Origin of the sequence: Microbacterium testaceum, assembly GCF_020781835.1 — a bacterium.
GTDB lineage: Bacteria > Actinomycetota > Actinomycetes > Actinomycetales > Microbacteriaceae > Microbacterium > Microbacterium testaceum_H.
Genome location: NZ_JAJGNJ010000003.1, coordinates 86,131 through 102,965 on the forward strand (window position 1 = coordinate 86,131; position 16,835 = coordinate 102,965).

Below are 16,835 nucleotides of genomic sequence, written 5' to 3' on the forward strand. Positions count from 1 at the left end.
CCCGCCTCAGCGTGCGACGAGCTCGCGGACGGAGAGTTCGGCGAGCACACCGTCGGCCCACTCGCGCGCGACCTCGGTGGCATCCGACGACCCGCCGGCGTCGTGGCGTCCGTACTCCCCGATGCGCGTCGCCCCGCACGCGGCGAGCGCCTCGTCGATCATCTCGCTGCCCCGTGAGTACGTCCGCGTGTAGCTGCGGTCGCCGAGGCCGAGCACCGCGTAGCGGATGCCGACGAGCGTCGGCCGCTCCGACAGCAATTGCTCGCGGAGCCCCCTGACATTGGTGGGCAGCTCGCCGTCGCCGTACGTCGAGCAGACGATCAGGTGCACGCGCGCGGGGTCGAGGTCGCCCGGCTCCAGCTCGCCGAGATCGACGACCCGCGTCTCGGCGCGATCGCCGAGGTGGCGCGCCAGGTCTTCGGCGACGAGCTCGGCGTTGCCCGACTCGGTGCCGAACAGGATCGTGACGGGGCCGGCGCCCTCTCCCTGGAGAGGGCCGTCGCGGGACACGTCGGCCGCCGGGAGCACGATCGACGAGTCGGCCGCGGCCGCGCAGAGATCTTCGAGGGTACGCAGCTTCGCCCGCACCCGACCGGGTGCAGCGCTGAGGGTCTCGCGTGCGTCGATGCGCCGCCACCCGTCGAAGTCGACGCGAGCGTGGCGTAGTTTCCGGTGGCGTCGATGAGCGTCTGCGACCAGCGCTGCAGGTCCTCCTGGTGCACGTTGTGGAAGCCCAGGATCTCGCGGAGGTTCTCCGCGGCGTACGGGGCGGCGAAGTCCCAGATGATGTCGGCGCCCGGGCCCTTGGCCAGCATCTCGTCGAGGTACCGGTCGGCGTTGCGCTCGAACACGCTCGTCCACGTGCGCTTGACCACGCCCGGGCGCAGCACCGGCTGCCAGGCCTTGCGCTCCGGATAGTGCTCGGGATCGTCGCGGCGCAGCATCGAGTGCCCCATCGCGCGGATCTGCAGTGACCCCTCCTCATTCGCCGAGAACGTCTCCTGGTCGAACTCGGTGGTGTGCACCGCGTCGTAGCTCGTGATGAGGTAGCGACCGACGCTCGGCACCCAGTGCACCCCGCCTTCGGCGCGCAGCCGATCGTAGATGGGGAAGGGGTCGCGGTAGAGGTCGGGGATCGTCACCCAGTCGGCGACGGGGGCGGGTCGGCTCACGGTGCACTTCCTCGTGTCGGTGTTCGACGGCGAACAGTTCGAGTATGGTTCGACGAATACGCCGGGAAAAGCGGTTTCTTCCGGTCAATATCTTCGATTTATCCGATGAGGAGTCCGTGCGATGTTTTCTCTCCCCGACTTCACCCTGCGTCAGCTGGGCTACCTCACCGCCGTGGCCGACGCGGGCACGATCGCCGCCGCGGCCGCCGAGTTGAGCGTCTCCGCCTCGACCCTTTCCGATGCCCTCGCCGACCTCGACCGCATCGTCGGGACGCCGCTCACGGTGCGGCGACGCGCGCACGGGGTGTCGCTGACCGGCGCGGGTGCCCACGTGGTCGAACGCGCGCGGCCCCTGCTGGCGGCCTCCCGCGAGATCATGATCGGTCTGCGCGGGGAGCCGGGAGAACTCGTGGGCCCGATCACGATCGGCTGCTACCCGACCCTCGCCCCCACGGTCCTGCCCCCGCTCCTGCACGACTTCGGCGAGGCCCACCCCCGGGTCGATCTGCACATCCGCGAGGCGACGCATGACCAGCTCGAGGGGCGGATCGAATCAGGCGAGGTCGATGTGGCGTTCGTCTACGACACGCTCGTTCCGGGCCACCCTCGCCGCGAGCGCCTGTTCGCCCTGCCCGCGCACGTCTTGCTGGCGGCCGACGATCCGCTCGCACAGGCCGAGACGGTGCGTCTGGAAGACCTCGCCTCGCGCGATCTCATCCTGCTCGATGCGCCACCGTCCTCCGCCCACACCCTGTCGCTGTTCGAGGCCCGCGGACTCACGCCGCGTATCCGTCATCGCACCGCCAGCTACGAGGCGGTGCGCACGCTCGTCGGCAGAGGGCTCGGCTACGGCATCCTCGTCCAGCGTCCCGCGAACCCGGCGAGTTACGAGGGCTACCCTGTCGCCATGAAGGAGATCTCGCCCCCTGTCGAGCCCGTCGGGATCGACGTGATCTGGTCCGCGACGATCGACCCGCCCGATCGCGTGCGCGCACTCGTGGCCTTCGCCCGCTCGATCAGCTGGACATCGGCGTGAGCGTGCTGGTGTGGGCGGTGAAGCGCTCGCTCGTGGGATACGTGCGCGGCATGGCAGACGGCGCGGTGGTGACGACCGGGGGCGCGCACGAGGTCGACGAGGGCTTCGCCTTCCCCGGCGACGGTCGGACCTTCTTCGGCCGCGTGACCTTCACCGGGCACGGCGGGATGATGCGCGTCGCCCTGGCCGATCCGGCTCTGGTCGCGCACGGGGACACGTGGATGCTGGAGATCGCCGATCCCGACGACGACGCACGGCGACTGCCGTTCGCCGCGGTCGCCGCGTTCGACGGCACCACCGGTACCGGGGTCTCGCTCACGGCCGACGGCGCCGACCTGTTCTTCGGCCCTTACGAAGCGGGCACGCCCTTGGAGGATCTCCTCGTCCAGGAGTGAGGGGCGGCCGGGCTCGACGGGAGTCGTCACTCGGAGCGGTCGAGGATGCCGCGGACGCGCGCCCGTGCGGCGGTGAAGTCGTACGAGCCCACGAGCGCAGAGGCCATCCGCACGGGATCTCCGAAGAAGAAGTACTCGTACAGCGACTGCCGGCCCGCGAATCCCGACACGGCCGCATCCGCGGCGAGACGGAACAGCGCGGTGCGTTCGCGCGCTCCGAGCGTCGCCGACTGCAGGTACTGGTCGAGGTCGCCGTGGGCGTCGGACAGAAAGTCGGCAGCACTGGGGGTGGCCATCAGTCCCGACGCGCCCAGGCTGCGGATGATGTCGGTCAGACGGGGCGAGACGTGGGTGGGGTACCAGTTGCGTGCCGCGTTCAGCGTGGCCCAGCGCGGAAGGCAGACACCGAACTCGTTGACCTCGGCGTCGACCTCGGAGGCACGGAGCATGGCGCGCTCGATCTCGACATAGGTGATGAGCTCGGCCAGCTGCTGTTGGATGTGCGGGAAGCCCTGGATGCCGATCGCCTCCGCCATCGAGCAGGCCAGGCCGAGGAAGAACTCGGTCTTCAGCAACGTGCGCGTGACGACCTGATGGGTCATGAGCGCGCCCGCCCCGGTCTCGGTGTACAGCGCGTTGCACAGATCGGGGCGGCCGAGGATGAACACACGCTCGGCGGGGACGAAGACGTCGTCGAAGACCGCGACGGCGTCCATCTCGTCGAACCGGGATGCCAGGGGCTCGTCGAATGCCGCGCCGCCCCGGTGGAGCGGTGTGCGGCAGTGCAGTCGCAGGCCGGGGGCGTCGGTGGGGATGGCGAAGGCGAAACTGTAGGCGGCATCCTCGGGGGCGTTGCGCAGCACCGTCGAGGGCAGCACGAGCAGTTCGTCGGCGACCGGTGCCGAGGTCGCGAGCATCCGCGCCCCGCGGACGACGATGCCGTCCGCGCGCTCCTCGACCACTCGCGCCGCGAGCTGCCCGTCGCCCTGGCCGGTGACGGGCACCGCGCGGTTGACCTGCGGCGGCAGGAGCGTGTGCGAGAGCACGAGGTCGTCGGCGCGCACGCGCTGGGCGTACGCGGTGACGCGTTGGGCATAGGCGTCTCCGGCCCGCGCGAAGAAGGCGGACGAGCCCGCGAACGCGGCGAGCGCAGAGGACAGGTAGTCGCCCGTGCGTCCCAGGAACCCCGCGCTCTCTCCCGCCCACACCTCCATTCCCCGGCGCCGGCGGGCGAGGTCCTCGGCGGTGCGAGGCACGAGGTGGGCGACCGACTCGGCTTCCCCGGCGTCTGCGGGGTACGTGACCTCCTCGCGGTGGGCGGGGTCGTGCGACAGATCCGCGAGGCGGGCGTACGCGTGCACGACCGGGGCGAACACGGGGTGCTCGGCGATGCGCGCCGTGATCACCTCACCGTCGACGTGGACCTCGGGATGCCGGGCGTTCAGACGGGCGACGTAGTCGGATCCGGTGCGTGCGGGCATGGGGAACCTTTCGAACGGTGAAGCGGGGTCGGGATGGAGCGGGAGCGGCGCGTCAGAACAGCAGCTCGTGGCCCCGGGGCGCCTCGTGCACGGTCGTGAACTGGCCGTTGACGAAACCCAGCGCGTCTCCGGCGCGGTAGCCGAAGTCGGACACCTGCCCGACGAAGAGCGTGTGGTCGCCGCCGTCGTACTCCGCCCACGGCTCGCACTCGAACCAGCTCAGCACTCCGGCCAGCCGCGGGGCGCGCCGCCCTTCCTCCCACACCGGATCCACCTGCGGACGGCCCGCGAACGTCATCGCCAGCCCCTGCTGCTCGGCACCGAGGATGTTGATGGTGAAGGGGGTGTCATGGAGCATCTCGTGGGTGCGCACCGTGCGCTGGATCGACACGAGCACGAGCGGCGGGTCCATCGAGACCGACGTGAAGGAGTTCACGGTGATGCCGTGGCGGGTCCGACCGTCGCCGGCATCCGTGTGGAACGTGACCACGGCCACGCCCGTCGCGAACCGTCCGAGTCCGCCGCGGAAGAAGTGCGCGGTCGGGCGGAAGAGCGTCGACTCGGGCGGGAACGCCCCGATTGTGCTCATCATCATGGCGTGGTCCTCTCTGACCGGATGCGTTCCATCGTGCGCCGCGCGCGGCGCCGTCGTCTGGTGAATGCGCGTGCGGGGCTTGGCCCTCAGTGCCGCGATCCCGCCCGGTGCGGGGCTCGTGAGCGGCGGGTGGACGTACGCTGTGGATGTCCGAGCCGATGCCGGCTCGCTCGATCACATCGATGTGAGGTGAGTGGCGATGCAATCCCCGACGCCGTCCGCGGTCGCGCCCGGTCTGATCCGCGAGCATGCCCTGGGCAGGGAGCAGTGGCAGGCGATCGCCTCACGATCCTTCGTGCCCCTCACCGTGGACTCGCCCCGCGGGACGCCCTTCACCGCCCACCTCGAGGGGCGCGTCAGCGACGGCATCCTGTTCTCCACCGTCCGCGCGAGCGGACACTCGGTGACCCGCTCGCAGGACCTCGTCGATGCGTCGGCGGAGTCGTACGTGAAACTGACACTGCAGCTCAGTGGGACCGGTGTGCTCACGCAGGACGAGCGCACGGCCCTGCTCTCCCCCGGCGACATCGGGCTCTACGACACGAGCCGCCCCTACACCCTGGCGTTCGCCGACGATCTGGCCGCCGTCGTCGTGATGTTCCCGCACCGCATGATCAACGTCGACGCGACGATCCTTCGCGGACTCACGGCCGTCCGGATCCCGGGTGATCAGGGATTCGCCCGCGCGGTGGGGCACTTCCTCGCGGGTCTGGCCAGCGCCCTGCCGACGCTCGACGAGGCCACCGGCGTGCAGGTGACGCACAACACGATGGACCTGATCGCGACGATGGTCGGACAGGAGCTGCGCGACGCCCCGTGGTCGGACCCGCACGCGGAGTTGATGTTCCGCATCGACACGTTCATCAACGCGCACCTGCACGAGCCCGATCTCGGGCCCGAGCGCATCGCGGCGGCCGCGTACATCTCGACGCGGCACCTGCACACGCTGTTCCAGCGACGGGGAACGACCGTGTCGCACTGGGTGCGCGACCGTCGACTCGACCACGTGCGCCGCGATCTCCGCGACCCGCGGCACGCCCGCCACGGGGTGGCCGCCGTTGCAGCGGCATGGGGCTTCACCGACCCGTCGCACTTCAGCAAGCTGTTCCGGGCTCAGGTGGGCGTCTCGCCGAGCGAGTACCGAGGCGCCGTGCTCGCCTGAGAACGGCGTATCCGCCCGACGCACACGCCGGGGCGGGAGCGAAGGCCCCCGCCCCGGCGCGTGCGTCGTCAGACCCGGACGAGCTGCTCGGCCGCGAAGGTCATCACGACGGCGCCGTTCGTGGCGTAGTTGGGCACATCGGCCTGCACGGCCTCGCCCTCCGGGGAGGCGAGAGCGGCACCGAGGTCCTCCGCGGAATCGAACACGGCCTCGAACACCGCGAAGAACGCAGCGGGAGCGGGCCCCGGGTCGTCGACCGACAGCGTGAAGGAGATCTCCCGGACGCCGGGGAGCTTCTCGCACAACGGCAGATGCACCGTGCGGTAGTGCTCCTCGAAGGCACCCCGGTCGACCGGCTCCGGGTAGAGCACGAGCAGCTTATGCATGGGCCGGCTCCTCGCTCGCGTCGCGCGCGGCGGCGCGGGCGATGGCCGCCGCGGCCGTCTCGGGGGACCCGACGACGTCGTCCCACTGTGCGACCGGATCGTTGAAGTTCTGGGTGAACTCGTTCGCCAGGGAGGGCGACTGGCTCATCGCCCCCAGGAGGTCGATCAGGTGCGGCGCCGGCGGCACCTGCACCATGAGGTTCGTCCAATCGCTGACCTTCTCGACGCGTTCGCGGCGCCGCGCGGCCGCTCGGCGGCCGAGGTCCGCCCCGAATCCGCGATCCTCGAGGATCTCCTGCCCGACGGTGTACCCCGAGTAGGAGGCGGAGTTGCCGCCCTGGCCGATGACGGGGTCGAGCACGGAGTGCACGTCGCCCGCCGCGATCACCACGGTGCCGTTGTCCAGGACGCGGTAGTCGTTGCGCAGCACCGGTCGCACCGCTCCCTGCAGCAGGTCCTGCGGCCGCGCGAGCGCGAAGGAGGATTCGTCGATCCGCGCCGCCACAGTTGGGTGGTACTGCCGCACCTTCTCCAGGACGAGACGGCGGAACGCCTCGGGGTCGTCGTCGTACCGCGCGTCGGCGAGCACCTCGGTGTCTCCGCCGATGACGTTCTCGAACAGCAGAGCGTGCGTGTGCCCGGTGAAGCTGTAGAGGGGGATGTCGAGCAGTTCGCCGTGCCCGGGCGCGATACTGAGTGTCACACTCTTGGTGTCCTCGTTGTCGACACCGTGCCACAGCCCCACCATCAAGCGTCGCTGTGGGCCGGCATAGGGGGTCTTGGCTTCGTTGATGCCGAAGAAGTCCCCGAGCGACTTCTTGCCCGAGGCGACCACGAGGGCGTCGTGCTTCTCGCTCAGGGCATCCAGGTCCTCGGCTTCGACGGAACGGATCTCGATCCGCCCGCCGCGGTCCTCGAAATCGCCCATGAGCGTCGGCTGATAGATCCGATAGTCCACCGCCCGCGAGGGGCTCTGGAAATCGCCGCGGAAGAACAGCTCGGCGCCGCCCACCCAGTGGTGGTGGCAGAAGTAGCCGAACTCCTCCACCGGCCAGTGGTCGACGCCCAGCTCGCGCTCGCGCTCGATCGTGACCGCGTGGTGGGCGACGCTGTTGGGCAGTCGCCCCTCGGCCACCTGGTCGGCGGTGCGGTCGGTGTAGATGGTGACGGGGATGTCGTGCTGCCGCAGCAGAAGGCCCAGATGCAGGCCCGCCGTTCCGGCGCCGACGACGCCGATGTTCGTCATGCGTCCTCCTGTGGATGCTCTCGCACGGAGCGCCTCTCTGCGCGCCGCGTGCCCCCGACGGTAGATCCCCGGGCACGGATGCAGAATCCTCGCGCGCCACCGACACGCCCACGAACCAGACACCGGCGTCGAGGGACCAGCCGCGCACGTCGCGCCGGGGAGCGGGAGGGCGGAGGCGACCGACGATGACGAACGGCCGGGGCACCCGAGGGTGCGTCCCGGCCGTTCGTGTCAGGCGGTGGGGGTGGGATCAGTCGTCGTCGCCGTCTTCGTCCTCTTCGTCGTCGTCGCCCACGATCTCGATGTCCTCGACCTCGAGCTCGGGGGTGAGCTGGACGTGCACGAGTGCGTCCGGGAACGACGTGGCTCCGGCGAAGACCACGATCACCGCATCGGCGAACACCCCGACTCCCACGGCCTCGAGGTCCGTGCGCAGGTCGATCTCGGCATCCAGCTCGTCGTCCTCGAGGGCATCCTCGATATCGGAGACGACCTCGTCGACGATCGAACGCCAGCGATCCTCGCTGACGGAGAGGATCTCGGAGAGGGATGCCATGATCGCGTCGACGTCGGGGTCGTCGACGTCGTCGATCTCGGGATCGAGGTCGACCTCCACCTCGACACCGGCGGCATCCAGCTGGGCGAGACCGACGACGGTGTCCTCGTCGATCGTCGGCTCATCGAGCAGACCGCTCTCGGTGACGCGGCGGAGGAGGTCGTTCAGCACGGAAGCAGTCATGAGACGACGATGCCACGTCGCGCCGCCCGGCGCACCCACTGGCGTGTCGCGAACACGTGTGTTCAGGGCGCGTGCGCGCCGGGTTCACCTCGTCGGCGTCACCGATCGACCGAGCGCTCCGCGGCCTCGACGACGTTGGTCATGAGCAGGGCCACGGTCATCGGTCCGACGCCCCCGGGGTTCGGCGAGAGGAAGCCCGCCACCTCGGCGACGTCGGGGTGGACGTCGCCGAAGACGCGGTTCTTGCCGGTCTCGGGATCGATCTCCCGCGTCACCCCGACGTCGAGCACGGCCGCCCCGGGCTTGACGTCCTCGGCGCGCACGATGTGCTTCACGCCGGCTGCGGCGACGATCACGTCGGCCGCGCGCAGGTGCGTGGACAGGTCGGCGGTACCGGTGTGCGTGAGGGTCACGGTCGCGTTGATCTCGCGACGCGTCAGCAGCAGCCCGATCGAGCGGCCGATCGTGACACCGCGTCCGACGACGACGACGTCCTTGCCCTTCAGGTCGTAGTCGTTGCGCAGCAGCAGCTCGATGACGCCGCGCGGCGTGCACGGGAGGGGCGTCGTGATGGGCGCGTTGACGTTGAGCACGAGGCGCCCGAGGTTCGTGGGGTGCAGGCCGTCGGCATCCTTCGCCGGATCGATGCGCTCGAGGATCGCGTCGGTGTCGAGATGCTTCGGCAACGGCAGCTGCACGATGTAGCCGTGGCAGGACGGGTCGGCGTTCAGGCCGTCGATGACCGCCTCGACCTCCTCCTGCGTGGATTCGGCGGGAAGCTCCACCTGGATCGAGTTCATCCCGATCGCCTCGGACTCGCGGTGCTTCATCCCGACGTAGAGCTGGGACGCCGGGTCGGCCCCGACGAGCACGGTCGCGATGCCGGGCACGATGCCCCGTGCGCGCAGGGCGGCGACCCGCTCGGCGAGTTCCTGCTTGATCGCCGCCGCAGCGGCCTTGCCGTCGAGTCTGGTCGCGGTCATGGCATCCCTCTTCCTGGGGTCGATCGTGCGGGTTCTCCGCATGCCTAAACGCTATTGCCGCGCAGAAACGCTCTCTCCGCGTGTTTATGCGCGCGGATCGCGTTTATGCGTGTGGGGCGGTGCCGCTCGCACGGCGGTGGATGCCGAAGCACACCGCCGTGCCGAGGGAGACGCCGCGGATGCCGGCACCCGGCGCTGCCGAACCGCGGCGCCGGGCCCGGCGGGGCTCACTGCTGCAGGCCGGGGTACAGCGGGAACGCCGCCGTGAGCGCCGCCACGCGCGCGCGCAGGGCCTCGAGGTCGGCGCCGGGCTGCAGCGCCAGGGCGATGATGTCGGCGACCTCGGTGAACTCGGCGTCACCGAAGCCGCGGGTGGCCAGGGCCGGCGTGCCGATGCGCAGACCCGACGTCACCATCGGCGGGCGGGGGTCGTTCGGGACGGCGTTGCGGTTGACCGTGATGTGGATCTCGTGCAGGAGGTCCTCGGCCTGCTTGCCGTCGATCTCGGCGTCGCGCAGGTCGACGAGCACGAGGTGCACGTCGGTGCCGCCCGAGCGCACGGCGATCCCGGCAGCCTTGACGTCGTCCTGGGTCAGACGGTCGGCGAGGATCGCCGCGCCACGGAGGGTCCGCTCCTGACGTTCCGTGAACTCCGGGGTCATCGCGAGCTTGAACGCCGTCGCCTTCGCGGCGATGACGTGCATGAGCGGACCGCCCTGCTGACCCGGGAAGACCGCCGTGTTGATCTTCTTCGCCAGGTCGGCGTCGTTGGTGAGGATGAGGCCGGAGCGGGGGCCTCCGATCGTCTTGTGCACGGTGGTCGAGACGACGTGCGCGTGCGGGATGGGGCTCGGGTGGACGCCCGCGGCCACGAGACCGGCGAAGTGCGCCATGTCGACCCACAGGTACGCACCGACCTCGTCGGCGATGGCGCGGAAGGCGGCGAAGTCGAGCTGGCGCGGGTACGCCGACCAACCCGCGATGATGACCTTCGGCTTGTGCTCGAGGGCGAGGCGTCGCACCTCGTCCATGTCGATGAGCGAGGTCTCGGGGTCGACGCCGTAGGCGACGATGTCGTACAGGCGGCCCGAGAAGTTGATCTTCATGCCGTGCGTCAGGTGGCCGCCCTGGTCGAGCGCGAGGCCGAGCAGGGTGTCGCCGGGACGGGCGATCGCGTGCAGCACGGCGGCGTTGGCGCTCGCGCCGGAGTGCGGCTGGACGTTGGCGAACCCGGCGCCGAACAGCGCCTTCGCGCGCTCGATCGCGAGCTCCTCGGCGACGTCGACCTCCCCGCAGCCGCCGTAGTACCGGCGTCCGGGGTAGCCCTCCGCGTACTTGTTGGTCAGCACCGACCCCTGCGACTGCAGCACCGAGACGGGCACGAAGTTCTCCGAGGCGATCATCTCGAGGTAGCCGCGCTGACGGTCGAGCTCGCGCTCGAGCACCTGGGCGATCTCGGGGTCGACCTCCGAGAGGGGGGCGTTGAAGTACGGATCGGTCATGCGATCTCCTTGACGATGGTTCCGGATGCCGCGGACTCGGCGAGTCCGCGGAGATACCGCATCGACCCAGGCGTGCGGTCGAATACCGTCAGGCGGTCGCTCCCCGGTGGTGGCCCACCTCAACGCCAGTCGCGACGTCCTCACCCTACCGGGTCGGCGGGCCACGCGCCCGGGCGAGTCGTTCGCGGATGAGCGCCCCGGATGCCGTCACCGGACGCTCGCGTAAAATGGCGGGGTGACCGACACTCCCCACGTCCGCGCGCAGGCGCCCCTCGCTCCCGGCATGCGTCCGCGCCCCACGGCGGTCGAGATCGGCAGCGTGCTGTGCGGCGTCGCCGCGTTCGTGACGCTCGCGATCTGGGGTTTCACCGGATGGCCGTTCCCCTGGAACCTCGTGGCCGGAATCGGCGCGCCGGCCCTGGCGATCCTGGTGTGGGCGCTGTTCGTCTCACCCCGGGCGGTGCTCGCCGTCCACCCGTTCATCCGCGCGATCGTCGAGCTGTTCGTCTACGCCGCCGCGACGATCGCGTGGTGGAGCATGGGCCAGGCGTGGATCGGGCTGGTCTTCGCGATCGTGGCTGTGACCTTCGGCGCGCTGAACGGCCGTCGGCGCCTGGCGTGACCGCGGACGTCGCGGCGCTGCTGCGGGCCGAGCTGGGCGACCGCGTCGACACCTCCCCCGTCGCTCTGGAGTCCGTTCGCGCCGACAAGTCCGGGCACGCCGCGGCCGGCACGCCCCTCGCCGTCGTGCACGCGGCCTCGGTCCCTGACGTTCAGGCGGTCATGCGCATCGCGACGGCGACCCGCACGCCGGTCGTCCCCCGCGGCGCCGGCACCGGGCTCGCCGGCGGCGCGAACACCGGTGGGGGCGAGATCTCTCTGTCGCTGCGTGGGATGGACCGGCTGCTCGAGGTGCGCCCCGACGACCTCCTCGCGGTGGTGGAGCCCGGCATCCTGAACGCTGAGTTGAACGCGCTTCTCGAACCGCACGGTGTGTGGTGGGCACCCGACCCGGCCAGCCGCGCGATCTCGACGGTCGGCGGCAACATCGCGACCGGCGCCGGAGGCCTGCTCTGCGCGAAGTACGGCGTCGTGCGCGACGCGGTGCTCGGCGTCGACCTCGTCCTGGCCGACGGCCGGCTGCTGCACCTGGGTCATCGCAGCGTCAAGGGCGTCACGGGCCTCGACCTCACCTCGCTCGTCATCGGCTCCGAAGGGATCCTCGGCGTCGTCGTGGGCGCCACGCTGAAGCTCCGGCGGCTCGTCGCCGGCGAACGCGTGACCCTGACGGCGTTGTTCGACGGCGTGCGCGACGCAGCGGCCGCCTCGGCCGCGGTGACCGCGTCCGGCATCCAGCCCGCCGTCATGGAGTTGATGGATGCCACGAGCCTCGCGGCCGTGCATCGCCTGCTGTCGCTGGCAGCGCCGCCGGCGGGCGCGGCGCAGCTGACCATCCAGACCGACGGACCCGTCGCCGCCGGCGAGGCCCGGGCGATCGCCGACGTCCTCCGCACCGCCGGGGGCCGGGTCCAGGTCGCCGCGGACGACACCGAGGGAGAGATGCTCCTGGCCGTCCGCCGCGCGCTGCACCCGGCGATGGAGACGCTCGGGACCACGCTCATCGAGGACGTGTCAGTGCCCCGCAGCGCGCTGCCGGCGATGTTCGACGCGATCGCACGCATCGAGCGCGAGTACGGCCTCGCGATCCCCACGGTCGCGCACGCCGGTGACGGCAACCTCCACCCGAACTTCGTGTTCGCCGGCCCCGAGGTCCCCGACGTCGTCTGGGCGGCGGCGGAGGACCTGTTCCACGCCGCCCTGTCCCTGGGGGGCACCCTCACCGGTGAGCACGGGATCGGTGTGCTGAAGCGGCGCTGGCTGGCCGATGAACTCGGCGATGATCAGTGGCGTCTGCAACGCGAGATCGCGCGCGTGTTCGACCCGCTCGGCATCTTGAGTCCGGGCAAGGTCTTCGCAATCTGACCAAGGGCGCCTCGGTGTAACCAGAACGTGACAATCGTCACGGCCCATCGGGTGAGTGCCCGCCTACCATGGGAAGACTGACTTCCAGGGGGTTCACTCATGACCGACGGCGCGAACGGCACCGACGGAGTCACCTACGCCTGGGCTCCGGCTGAGCCCGCGAAACGGAAGAACCGCTCGGGGCTGTGGATCGGCATCCCCGCGGGCGCGACCGCTGTCGCCCTCATCGCGGCGTCGCTGGTGCTCATCGCACCCGGCGCTTCCGTGGCCGGCGTGCAGATCGGCGGACTCACCGCCGGCGGCGCCGCGCAGGCCATCTCGGCCCGGCTCGCGACCACGGAGGTGACCGTCGAGAGTCCCGCCGGCGAGGTCACCGTCACCGGCGCAGACCTGGGCGCCACCGTGGACGCGACCGCGATCGCCGAGAAGGCTTTCGCCGACAACCCCATGTGGAAGCCGTCCTCCTGGTTCCCCGCCGGCACGGGCGTCGAGATCGAGGTCGACCCCGCCGAGGCTGCCGAGGTGCTCCGCGACCGCGCGCCCGGCACCTACCGCGCCCCCGTCGACGCCGCCGTCGCCTTCGACACCGGCTCGCAGTCCTACGTCGCGACACCGGCCGAGGCGGGCGAGGGCATCGACGTGTCCGCCGTCACCGCCGCCCTGCAGTCCGCGTTCGACGCGGGCACCGTCCAGACCACCGCACAGGCGGGGCTGGTCGCGGTCGAAGCGCCCGTGAGCACGGAAGAGGCCGATGCGGCCGTCGCGACACTCAACGGCATCCTCGACTCCGCCGGCTTCTACATCGGCGAGGAGCGCACCGTCCCCGTCGATCGGGCGACCGCCGCGTCCTGGCTCACCGTGACCTCCGACGGGTCGGGCGCCTTCGCGATCACCGCCGACCAGGCCGCTATCCAGAAGGTCGTCGACGGACTCGCCGGGGCGGTCGACCGTCCCGCCGTCAACGCCGACGTCATCGTCGACACCGGCGGCGAGGTCATCCACACGATCACCGAGGGGCAGACCGGCCGCACGCTCGGCGACACCGCCGACATCGCCGCCGCCTTCGCCGCGCAGCTCGCCGAGGGCAACGGCAAGTTCGCTCTGGCGGTCGCCGAGGCGCCGTTCGAGACCACGAAGACCGAGCGCCGCATCGACGTCAACCTCAGCACGCAGACGACGACGCTGTGGCAGAACGGCCAGGTGTATCGGACGTACACGATCTCGTCCGGAGCCGGCGACCACGCCACGCACACGGGCAACTTCCGCATCGGTTGGAAGACGGCGATGCAGGACATGGGCTGCGTCCCCGGTTATGACTACTGCACCAAGGACGTTCCCTGGGTCGCGTACTTCAACGGTGACGAGGGCTTCCACGGCACCTACTGGCACAACAACTTCGGCACACCGATGAGCCACGGCTGCATCAACATGACGATCCCGCAGGCCAAGGAGCTCTACGACTGGGCCTACCGCGGAACCGAGGTCTCGGTCCACTACTGATCGACCGAGGAAGGGGCCGGATGCCATGGCATCCGGCCCCTTCCTCGTACCCGGCGCGTGAGGAGGATCCGCACGTCGCCGCCCCGTGACGCCGCACAGGACGCGCGTCGGCGGGCACAACTCCTGCATCCCGTACCGCTGAGGCCGCGAGCGCCCCACCCGCCGGGGTTCCGCCGGAGTTATGCGGCGCGAGAACACGAGAGGGGCGGATGCCAGTAACATCCGCCCCTCTCCTGTTCCGCGTGTCAGCGCAGCGCGTCGATGATCCCGTTCAGCGTCGCGGACGGACGCATGACCTTCTCGACCAGCGTCGAGTCGGGGCGGTAGTAACCGCCGATGTCGGCCGGGTGGCCCTGCACGGCGAGGAGTTCCTCGACGATGGTCGACTCGTTCGCGGCGAGGGCCTCGGCCACCGGCGCGAAGACCGCGGCGAGCTCGGCATCCGTCGTCTGCTGCGCCAGCTCCTGCGCCCAGTACAGGGCGAGGTAGAAGTGGCTGCCGCGGTTGTCGATCGTGCCGAGCGCGCGGCCGGGCGACTTGTCGTTCTCGAGGAACGTGCCGGTCGCGGCGTCCAGCGTGTCGGCCAGCACCTGCGCGCGGGCGTTGCCGGTGAAGCCGGCGTAGTGCTCGAGCGAGGCCGCGAGCGCGAAGAACTCGCCGAGCGAGTCCCAGCGCAGGTAGTCCTCTTCGAGGAGCTGCTGCACGTGCTTGGGTGCGGAACCGCCCGCACCGGTCTCGAAGAGTCCGCCGCCGGCGAGGAGCGGGACGATCGAGAGCATCTTGGCGCTCGTGCCGACCTCGAGGATCGGGAACAGGTCGGTGAGGTAGTCACGCAGGACGTTGCCCGTCACCGAGATGGTGTCGAGACCGTGGCGCAGGCGGGCCAGCGTGTAGCGGGTCGCCTCCGCGGGCGGGAGGATGAGGATCTCGAGGCCGTGCGTGTCGATGGTCGCGAGCGCCTGGTAGACCTTCGCGATGATCTGGGCGTCGTGCGCGCGGTTGACGTCGAGCCAGAAGACGGCCGGGACGTTCGTGGCGCGCGCGCGACGCACGGCCAGGCCCACCCAGTCGACGATCGCGACGTACTTCGTCTGCGTCGCGCGCCAGATGTCGCCCGGCTGCACGTCGTGCTCGATGACGACGTTGCCGTCGCCGTCGACGATCTCCACGCGGCCGGCCGCGGCGATCTCGAATGTCTTGTCGTGGCTGCCGTACTCCTCGGCCGCCTGAGCCATGAGGCCGACGTTGGGGACGGTGCCGATGGTCGCGGGGTTCAGCGGGCCGTTGGCGATCACATCGTCGATCACGGCCTGGTAGACCCCCGCGTACGAGGAGTCCGGGATCACGGCGAGCGTGTCGGCCTCTCCCCCGTCGGCGCCCCACAGCTTCCCGCCGTTGCGGATGAGCGCGGGCATCGAGGCATCCACGATGACGTCCGAGGGGACGTGCAGGTTCGTGATGCCCTTGTCGGAGTTGACGTACGACAGGCGGGCGGCGTCGTCGACGGCCTTCTCGAACGCCGCCGCGATCTCGTCGCCGCCGTCGACCGACGACAGACCCGACAGGATGCCGCCCAGGCCGTTGTTGGGGTTGAGCCCGGCGGCGGCGAGCTTCTCGCCGTACTGCGCGAACACGTCGGCGAAGTACGCCTTCACGACGTGACCGAAGATGATCGGGTCGCTGACCTTCATCATCGTCGCCTTCAGGTGCACCGAGAACAGCACGTCGTCGGCCTTGGCCTGCGCCACGGTCTCGGCGAGGAACGCGTCCAGGGCGCCGGCCGAGAGGAACGTGGCATCCACGATCTCGCGCGGGAGGACCTTCAGGTTGTCTTTGAGGACGGTGACCGTGCCGTCTTCGGCGGTGTGACGGATGGTGAGCACGTCGTCGTGGGCGGCGACCCACGACTTCTCGTTGCTCTTGAAGTCATCGTGGCCCATGGTCGCGACGCGGGTCTTCGAGCCCTCGGCGAAGGGCTTGTTGCGGTGCGGGTGCTTCTTCGCGTAGTTCTTCACCGCGAGCGGCGCACGACGGTCGCTGTTGCCCTCGCGCAGCACCGGGTTGACCGCCGAGCCCTTGATGCGGTCGTACCGCGCCCGCACGTCCTTGTCTTCGACGCTCGAGGGGTCGTCGGGATAGTCGGGGATGTCGTATCCCTGCGACTGCAGCTCGGCGATCGCCGCCTTGAGCTGCGGGATGGATGCCGAGATGTTCGGCAGCTTGATGATGTTCGCCTCGGGGAGGGTGGCGAGGCCGCCGAGTTCGGCGAGCGCGTCACCCACGTGCTGCTCGGGGGTGAGGCGCTGCGGGAAGGCGGCGAGGATACGACCGGCGAGCGAGATGTCGCGGGTCTCGACGTCGACGCCCGCCTGCGTCGTGACGGCCTGCACGATGGGCAGGAACGACGCGGTCGCGAGCGCCGGCGCCTCGTCGGTGTACGTGTAGATGATGGTGGAATCGGGCACGTCGAATCTCTCCGTAGAGGCGGCCAGGGATGCGCTTCAGCCTATCGCACCGGCGCAAAGTCTCTTGATGTCGAGATAATTGCGGACGGTCGGCGCCGCCGACCGAGGGTGCCGGCGCGGCAAGCGGCCGTGCGGGACGCGCCGCGGGATGCCCGCCCCGGGATCTGCTCCGGGATGTTGCGCGGATCGG

At 70.5% G+C, this 16,835-nt stretch carries 16 protein-coding genes and 1 riboswitch; of the genes, 6 read left to right on the forward strand and 10 right to left on the reverse strand.

Annotated elements, in window-relative coordinates; all coding sequences use genetic code 11:
* Nucleotides 1-6 precede the first annotated feature (6 nt).
* Together LL239_RS05245 and LL239_RS05250 are read right to left on the reverse strand one after the other, a co-directional pair.
* Nucleotides 7-414: a flavodoxin domain-containing protein gene (locus LL239_RS05245; protein WP_228162753.1), complete on the reverse strand. Its 408-nt coding sequence runs from the start codon at nucleotides 412-414 to the stop codon at nucleotides 7-9.
* Entirely contained in the window at nucleotides 321-1,172 is an 852-nt protein-coding gene (locus LL239_RS05250; protein ID WP_228162760.1) for a hypothetical protein, read from the reverse strand. Before LL239_RS05250 ends, LL239_RS05245 begins: the two co-directional genes overlap by 94 nt.
* A gap of 121 nt (nucleotides 1,173-1,293) precedes the next feature.
* Between LL239_RS05250 and LL239_RS05255 the strand changes: the two genes are divergently transcribed.
* Together LL239_RS05255 and LL239_RS05260 are read left to right on the forward strand one after the other, a co-directional pair.
* The gene (locus LL239_RS05255) at nucleotides 1,294-2,208 is read left to right on the forward strand and encodes a LysR substrate-binding domain-containing protein (protein ID WP_228162407.1); all 915 of its coding nucleotides are present in this window, start codon (nucleotides 1,294-1,296) and stop codon (nucleotides 2,206-2,208) included.
* Complete coding sequence (locus LL239_RS05260; RefSeq protein WP_228162408.1) at nucleotides 2,205-2,603, forward strand: HtaA domain-containing protein; 399 nt, start codon at nucleotides 2,205-2,207, stop codon at nucleotides 2,601-2,603. Before LL239_RS05255 ends, LL239_RS05260 begins: the two co-directional genes overlap by 4 nt.
* Before the next feature lie 26 nt (nucleotides 2,604-2,629).
* Here the strand turns inward: LL239_RS05260 and hpaB are convergent, their stop codons facing one another.
* Nucleotides 2,630-4,084: a 4-hydroxyphenylacetate 3-monooxygenase, oxygenase component gene (gene hpaB, locus LL239_RS05265; RefSeq protein ID WP_228162409.1), complete on the reverse strand. Its 1,455-nt coding sequence runs from the start codon at nucleotides 4,082-4,084 to the stop codon at nucleotides 2,630-2,632.
* A gap of 52 nt (nucleotides 4,085-4,136) precedes the next feature.
* Nucleotides 4,137-4,679: a flavin reductase family protein gene (locus LL239_RS05270; RefSeq protein WP_228162410.1), complete on the reverse strand. Its 543-nt coding sequence runs from the start codon at nucleotides 4,677-4,679 to the stop codon at nucleotides 4,137-4,139.
* A gap of 199 nt (nucleotides 4,680-4,878) precedes the next feature.
* On the opposite strand from LL239_RS05270, the gene LL239_RS05275 reads away from it, so the two are divergent.
* Nucleotides 4,879-5,841 (forward strand): AraC-like ligand-binding domain-containing protein, encoded by a 963-nt coding sequence (locus LL239_RS05275; protein ID WP_228162411.1) that lies wholly within the window; start codon nucleotides 4,879-4,881, stop codon nucleotides 5,839-5,841.
* Between the two features lie 68 nt (nucleotides 5,842-5,909).
* Here LL239_RS05275 and LL239_RS05280 read toward each other — a convergent pair whose 3' ends face one another.
* The 5 genes from LL239_RS05280 to glyA all read right to left on the reverse strand — a co-directional run bounded on the left by LL239_RS05280 (nucleotide 5,910) and on the right by glyA (nucleotide 10,697).
* Nucleotides 5,910-6,227, reverse strand: a complete 318-nt coding sequence (locus LL239_RS05280) for an EthD family reductase (RefSeq protein WP_228162412.1) — start codon at nucleotides 6,225-6,227, stop codon at nucleotides 5,910-5,912.
* Entirely contained in the window at nucleotides 6,220-7,473 is a 1,254-nt protein-coding gene (locus tag LL239_RS05285) for a styrene monooxygenase/indole monooxygenase family protein (protein WP_228162413.1), read from the reverse strand. The genes LL239_RS05280 and LL239_RS05285 overlap by 8 nt, the downstream gene beginning before the upstream one ends.
* Before the next feature lie 250 nt (nucleotides 7,474-7,723).
* Nucleotides 7,724-8,212 carry a cytochrome C5 gene (locus LL239_RS05290; protein ID WP_228162414.1) on the reverse strand — a complete coding sequence of 163 codons (489 nt, stop codon included), beginning with the start codon at nucleotides 8,210-8,212 and terminating at the stop codon, nucleotides 7,724-7,726.
* A 98-nt stretch (nucleotides 8,213-8,310) separates the two neighbouring features.
* On the reverse strand, nucleotides 8,311-9,195 hold the full coding sequence (locus tag LL239_RS05295; protein WP_228162415.1) for a bifunctional methylenetetrahydrofolate dehydrogenase/methenyltetrahydrofolate cyclohydrolase: 885 nt from the start codon (nucleotides 9,193-9,195) through the stop codon (nucleotides 8,311-8,313).
* Between the two features lie 227 nt (nucleotides 9,196-9,422).
* Complete coding sequence (gene glyA, locus LL239_RS05300; protein WP_228162416.1) at nucleotides 9,423-10,697, reverse strand: serine hydroxymethyltransferase; 1,275 nt, start codon at nucleotides 10,695-10,697, stop codon at nucleotides 9,423-9,425.
* A 57-nt stretch (nucleotides 10,698-10,754) separates the two neighbouring features.
* Nucleotides 10,755-10,840: riboswitch (ZMP/ZTP riboswitch) on the reverse strand.
* Nucleotides 10,841-10,932: 92 nt separating this feature from the next.
* Between glyA and LL239_RS05305 the strand changes: the two genes are divergently transcribed.
* The 3 genes from LL239_RS05305 (at nucleotide 10,933) to LL239_RS05315 (ending at nucleotide 14,180) form a co-directional block, all read left to right on the forward strand.
* Nucleotides 10,933-11,319, forward strand: coding sequence for a YrdB family protein (locus tag LL239_RS05305; RefSeq protein ID WP_228162417.1), 387 nt, complete (start codon nucleotides 10,933-10,935; stop codon nucleotides 11,317-11,319).
* Entirely contained in the window at nucleotides 11,316-12,680 is a 1,365-nt protein-coding gene (locus LL239_RS05310; protein ID WP_228162418.1) for an FAD-binding oxidoreductase, read from the forward strand. Before LL239_RS05305 ends, LL239_RS05310 begins: the two co-directional genes overlap by 4 nt.
* 99 nt (nucleotides 12,681-12,779) lie before the next feature.
* Nucleotides 12,780-14,180 carry a L,D-transpeptidase family protein gene (locus LL239_RS05315; protein WP_267188960.1) on the forward strand — a complete coding sequence of 467 codons (1,401 nt, stop codon included), beginning with the start codon at nucleotides 12,780-12,782 and terminating at the stop codon, nucleotides 14,178-14,180.
* A gap of 245 nt (nucleotides 14,181-14,425) precedes the next feature.
* Here the strand turns inward: LL239_RS05315 and LL239_RS05320 are convergent, their stop codons facing one another.
* A complete protein-coding gene (locus tag LL239_RS05320) occupies nucleotides 14,426-16,645 on the reverse strand; it encodes an NADP-dependent isocitrate dehydrogenase (protein WP_228162419.1) in 2,220 nt (739 codons plus the stop codon).
* Between the last annotated feature and the right edge of the window lie 190 nt (nucleotides 16,646-16,835).

What these genes read in the sequence shown, in the direction of transcription:
- LL239_RS05255 (WP_228162407.1), top strand. Translation starts at nt 1,294, where the DNA reads ATGTTTTCTCTCCCCGACTTCACCCTGCGTCAGCTGGGCTACCTCACC.
- hpaB (WP_228162409.1), bottom strand. Translation starts at nt 4,084, where the DNA reads ATGCCCGCACGCACCGGATCCGACTACGTCGCCCGTCTGAACGCCCGG.
- LL239_RS05270 (WP_228162410.1), bottom strand. Translation starts at nt 4,679, where the DNA reads ATGATGATGAGCACAATCGGGGCGTTCCCGCCCGAGTCGACGCTCTTC.
- LL239_RS05275 (WP_228162411.1), top strand. Translation starts at nt 4,879, where the DNA reads ATGCAATCCCCGACGCCGTCCGCGGTCGCGCCCGGTCTGATCCGCGAG.
- LL239_RS05280 (WP_228162412.1), bottom strand. Translation starts at nt 6,227, where the DNA reads ATGCATAAGCTGCTCGTGCTCTACCCGGAGCCGGTCGACCGGGGTGCC.
- LL239_RS05285 (WP_228162413.1), bottom strand. Translation starts at nt 7,473, where the DNA reads ATGACGAACATCGGCGTCGTCGGCGCCGGAACGGCGGGCCTGCATCTG.
- LL239_RS05290 (WP_228162414.1), bottom strand. Translation starts at nt 8,212, where the DNA reads ATGACTGCTTCCGTGCTGAACGACCTCCTCCGCCGCGTCACCGAGAGC.
- LL239_RS05295 (WP_228162415.1), bottom strand. Translation starts at nt 9,195, where the DNA reads ATGACCGCGACCAGACTCGACGGCAAGGCCGCTGCGGCGGCGATCAAG.
- glyA (WP_228162416.1), bottom strand. Translation starts at nt 10,697, where the DNA reads ATGACCGATCCGTACTTCAACGCCCCCCTCTCGGAGGTCGACCCCGAG.
- LL239_RS05315 (WP_267188960.1), top strand. Translation starts at nt 12,780, where the DNA reads ATGACCGACGGCGCGAACGGCACCGACGGAGTCACCTACGCCTGGGCT.